Origin of the sequence: Massilia sp. YIM B02443, assembly GCF_030411955.1 — a bacterium.
In the GTDB taxonomy this organism is placed as follows: domain Bacteria; phylum Pseudomonadota; class Gammaproteobacteria; order Burkholderiales; family Burkholderiaceae_D; genus Telluria.
Genome location: NZ_JASNRA010000058.1, coordinates 1 through 4,783, shown reverse-complemented (window position 1 = coordinate 4,783; position 4,783 = coordinate 1). Strand labels below are relative to the sequence as shown.

Here is a 4,783-nt window from a genome sequence, read left to right as displayed (position 1 = left end):
AATTTGCGATGTAGGGCTTGACGGCCGAGACGGTATCTACGATACCCTTAACGATAAACGCGTCGGCGGCGGAACCACCAACCTCGCAGGGTTGGCGGCTCCGCCGCCGACGCGTTCATGCGGCCCCAGCGGACCGCAACATCACATCGCCCGAATTACGTCGACGACGCTTCGCCCTGCACGTGGCCGGCGCCCTGTTCCAGGAAGGCGCGCAGCATCCACGCATTCTTCTCGTGCACTTCCATGCGGGTCGACAGCATGTCGGCGGTCGGGAAATCGTCGATCTCGTCGGCGATGCGCACGGCGGCGCGCGCGGTGCGGATCACGGCTTCCTGGCCTTCGACCAGCTGGCGGATCATCTCTTTGGCCGACGGCACGTCGACTTCCTCGGTGATGGTCGACAGTTCGACGTAGCGCTTGTAGGTGCCCGGCGCGAAGTGGCCCAGGGCGCGGATGCGCTCGGCGATGTCGTCCAGCGCGTTCCACAGTTCGGTGTACTGCTCCTGGAACATCACGTGCAGGGTCTGGAACATCGGGCCGGTCACGTTCCAGTGGAAGTTGTGGGTCTTCAGGTACAGCATGTAGCTGTCGGCCAGGACGGTCGACAGGGATTCGACGATTTTCGCGCGGTCTTCGGTGCTGATGCCAATATCCATATTCATGTGCTTTCTCCTTGGGTTCAGTAGGATCCAGATGGTGCTGCTAATCGAAAATGCAACAGTGTCTAAGTTGCACCAGCTTAGCATTTCCCTGAAAAAGACGGAGGACGGCTGGTGCACGTGACTTTATGTGAATATTTCACTCAAGCAGCGCGATTACACTGGTCTCTTCGACATGTCGCGAAAGACCGGGAATGAAACTGCATTGGCTGACACTGGCAATGGGACTGGCGCTGGCCGTCCCCATCTGGGCGCAGGCACAGGAACAGAAGCAGGAGCAAGCGCAGGCGTCGGACGCCAGCGTCGAATCCGGCGAAAAAGTGCAGGTCAGCGGCGTGAAGAACCCGGCGCTGCGTCCTTACCGCATCATGGCGCGTGGTCTGGACGCCTTCGGCAAGCACCATGCGCTGGCGCCGCAGGCCGGTCTGCGCTTCGAGCTGTGGAACGCCGACGGCAGCGTTGCCCGCGCCGATGGACTCGGACTGCGCCTGGCCGGCGAAAAGACCGACCTGGCGCTGCCGGTCGACGCCGACGCGACTTTCGTCCTGCCGCGCAGCCAGGAAGCGCTCGACGACGATGCCGACCTGGTCCTGAACCGCAAGAAGGACCAGATGGGTTGGCGGCCGCGCGTGCGCAGTCCGGGCGTACCGGCCGACGCACGCCGGCTGGGCGACATGCGCCTCGAGTGCGAGGTAGCGTGGGCGGTCATGAAAGACCAGGTGTCGTTCGTGCTGCGCACCGCCATGTCGGCGGTCGGCGGGATGTGCCACTCGCCGATGACGGCGCTGTCGTATCGCACGGCGAAACGGCTGGTCAGTGCGACGCTGGTGTCGGGCGAGCGCAGCCGGCCGCTCAAGTTGGGCGCCGATGGTCATACCTATATCGTGCCGCTGCGCGACAAGGCGTGGGACGACGAGAGCCTGATCGTCTACCGCTTCGCCGATGCGGCCGTGACGGCGCCGGCCCCGGCCGCAGTTGCGCCTGCCGCGCCCTGAGTGCAGACAGGCGCCTGCATCTTCTCATCCACGGATCAGCGAATGAAAAAACACTTGGCTTTACTGGTCGGTTTGTCGATGTCCTGTGCAGGCGCGCTGGCCGGCTCGGTCGAGGGACCTTACGTTATCTGGTACAACATGGCCGCCAGGCCGGCGCTGGTCGACCAGCAGGTCAGGCAATACCTGAACAGCCAGGCGGCCAAGGACAATTGCTTCGACAACGGCGCCATCATGTTCATGCGCGATAAGCCGGCCATTCCTGCCGAGCTGATCGCCGCAGCGCTGTACCGCAAGGAACAGGCAGCCATCAAGCGCCTGAGTGCGCTGCTCAAGAAGCCGTTCAAGGACATGGACGAAGGCTTCGACGGCATTGTCGTGTATGCCGACAATGGCAAGGCCCGCCTTTACAGCTTGACGACAGGAGCGCGCAAGGTCGTCAAGCGCGACACCGGTATGACCAATGTTGCCGATGCACTGTGCTCGGTGATGCCGATGATTACGCGCGCGCCATGAAATCGGCGCGCTGGCTGACAACTCTAAAAAATGCTGACAGCACATGTCAGTGTGCCGCGTCCGTCGAACGAGTTGCCGCTGTAGCCAGCATCCAGGAATAGATGGCGCCATCCGGTCGGAAAATAGCCCCATGTTCGGCGGAAGTAGATCGGAAAGCGTGCGATGGCGGATGCTCATCTTTGGCATACTGTGACTATTCTGGTTTTGCCGATCGTATGAACATTCCCTCTCCCGTGACCTTGCTGCGTCTTCCTGCGGCTATCGTGGTGCTGGCCTGCAGCGCCCAATTCGCCCACGCCGATGACGGCGACACCATCCACCCCGACCGCCCCAACGTCGCCAACTCCAGCCAGGTGGTCGGCCAGGGCCGCGTCCAGCTCGAGCTTGGCGCCAACTGGGATCGCCAGCGCCGCGACGACCCGCACGTGCGCACCCTGAGCACGCCGGCGCTGCTGCGGTTCGGCCTGGGTGACACGGCCGAGCTGCGCATCGAGTCCGATGGTCGCAGCATCGAACACGACTACGATCCGGCCAGCGGCGAGCACGGCCGGAGTGCGGGCTGGAACGACACCTCGGTCGGTTTCAAGTGGCACTTCGCCGACGGCGAAGGCGCCCGGCCGGCACTGGGGCTGATCGGCAAAGTGGCGCTGCCGACCGGTAGCTCGGCGCTGCGGGGCAGCGGCCTGTTGCCGCAGATGGTGCTGGCGGCCGAATGGGAGTTGGCGAAGGACTGGTCGCTGGCCGTGACGCCGGGCGCCGGCCGTGATCTGGACGACAGCGGCAAGCATTACGGCTACGGCATCCTCGCGGCGTCGCTGGGCAAGAAATTCAGCGAACGGGCGCAGGGATTCTTCGAAGTGGCGGCGCCGCAGATCGAGTCCGCATCGCATGGCGGCAGCCTGGCGCAGGTCGACGCCGGCGTGAGCTGGTTACTGAACAAGAACTGCCAGGTCGATGCGATGGTGGTGCATGGCTTGAACCGGAATACGCCGGATCTGAGCCTGGCGTTCGGGCTGTCGGTGCGGCGCTGATCCCGCCGCGCCGCAACCATGGGCACGACCATGGAAATGCGTACATCAATATTGGCCGCCGTTGATAACGTCGGTGAAGTCGAGGAAGCCGAGGCGTGGCTCGAACGACACAGGGCCGCGTTGTCATACGCTTCCGAAATGAGCGGTTGCGGCTGCTGTATCCATGCGTGGATATCGCCGGCCCGCAGCAGGTCCTGGATACGCTGCCATCGCATTTGCGCGCTGTGACGCTGGCCGATACGGCAGCGCTGTGCCAGGAGGGCCAGCCGCAGCAGGGCTCGATCAGCGCCATTGTGCTGCTCGTCGTGGTCTACCTGGTTTTCGCAGTACCGACGATCATGCTTGCCATTGGCGCATACACGCCTTGCACGTCGAACTTCGAAGGCGGTTGCGACATGGNGGTTTTCGCAGTACCGACGATCATGCTTGCCATTGGCGCATACACGCCTTGCACGTCGAACTTCGAAGGCGGTTGCGACATGGCGAAGGGGTTTTAGCAGTTAGCTTGGAACTCATTCAAACCTGTGTAGTCTTATCATACGGCGGTGAGTTCCACCGTGTCAGCCTGTGGAGAAGACGGCTCTGGCCCTGCAAAATTGCAGGGTGAAACCAGCTTCGACGAAGCAGGAATTCAACAGTAAAGCAAGCTGTAAATAGTTTTACGTAAGTTTGAAGGAACGGCTGGCCGCCATCATCAGTCTGCTGCCGGCGATGGGCGCGTTCACCATGGGTTCTAGCAGTTAGCGAGGAACTCATTCGAACATGTGCAGTCTTACGCATATGAGCAAACTCGTTCCCATTGGCGCTGCGGCCAAGGCATTAGGCGTCTCGACCAGCACATTGCGTCGCTGGGAAGCGGCAGGGCGGCTCGCGCCGACGAGAACAGAGGGAGGCCAGCGCCGCTACGATGTCGCAGCGCTTCTTCCGGGTATTCGCCCTGCTCCGCAAAGTCACCGCAAGACCGTGGCCTACGCCCGGGTGTCGAGTCATGATCAGCGAGCGGACCTGGAGCGCCAGAAGCAGGTGCTCGAATTGCACTGCGCCAGTCACGGTTGGACCTTCGAAGTGGTTTCAGATCTCGGCTCGGGAATGAACTATCACAAGAAGGGATTGAAAAATCTTCTCGATGACATCATCGAAGGCAACGTCGGCCGCCTGGTGCTCACCCACAAAGACCGGCTCCTTCGCTTCGGTGCGGAACTCGTGTTCGCCCTTTGCCAGGCCAGGCAGGTCGAGGTCGTGGTCATCAACCAGGGCGCAGACAATAGTTTTGAACAAGAGCTCGCGGGCGACGTTCTTGAGATGATGACGGTCTTCTCAGCCAAACTGCACGGCAGCCGCAGTCATCGCAATCAAAAGCTCATCGACAGCATGCGCAAGGCCGCCAGGGAAGCGCAATGCTCCTAGCCCATCGTATCGCGCTTGACCCGAACAACGTGCAGGCCACCAGCCTTGCGCGAGCCGCTGGCACGGCGCGCTTTGCCTACAACTGGGCACTGGCCGAGTGGCAACGCCAATACGAGGCGTGCAAGACAATGCCCACACTGCCCAGGCCGAACGAGGCGGCATTGCGGCGTCAACTCAA

General features: G+C 62.1%; 6 protein-coding genes. 5 read left to right on the top strand and 1 reads right to left on the bottom strand.

The annotated features are described in order from the left end of the window. Window positions 1-155: 155 nt before the first annotated feature. Window positions 156-662, bottom strand: a complete 507-nt coding sequence (locus QPK27_RS25115) for a Dps family protein (protein WP_290420872.1) — start codon at window positions 660-662, stop codon at window positions 156-158. 191 nt (window positions 663-853) lie between these two features. On the opposite strand from QPK27_RS25115, the gene QPK27_RS25110 reads away from it, so the two are divergent. From QPK27_RS25110 to QPK27_RS25090, 5 genes are all read left to right on the top strand, one after another. Continuing rightward, window positions 854-1,654: a hypothetical protein gene (locus QPK27_RS25110; RefSeq protein ID WP_290420871.1), complete on the top strand. Its 801-nt coding sequence runs from the start codon at window positions 854-856 to the stop codon at window positions 1,652-1,654. Further along, complete coding sequence (locus tag QPK27_RS25105) at window positions 1,655-2,167, top strand: hypothetical protein (protein WP_290420870.1); 513 nt, start codon at window positions 1,655-1,657, stop codon at window positions 2,165-2,167. A gap of 215 nt (window positions 2,168-2,382) precedes the next feature. Beyond that, window positions 2,383-3,198, top strand: a complete 816-nt coding sequence (locus QPK27_RS25100) for a transporter (protein WP_290420869.1) — start codon at window positions 2,383-2,385, stop codon at window positions 3,196-3,198. A 780-nt stretch (window positions 3,199-3,978) separates the two neighbouring features. Continuing rightward, window positions 3,979-4,605: an IS607 family transposase gene (locus tag QPK27_RS25095; protein WP_290420868.1), complete on the top strand. Its 627-nt coding sequence runs from the start codon at window positions 3,979-3,981 to the stop codon at window positions 4,603-4,605. Then, a partial coding sequence (locus QPK27_RS25090) for a helix-turn-helix domain-containing protein (protein WP_290420867.1) occupies window positions 4,596-4,783 on the top strand: 188 nt, incomplete at its 3' end. The genes QPK27_RS25095 and QPK27_RS25090, both read left to right, overlap by 10 nt.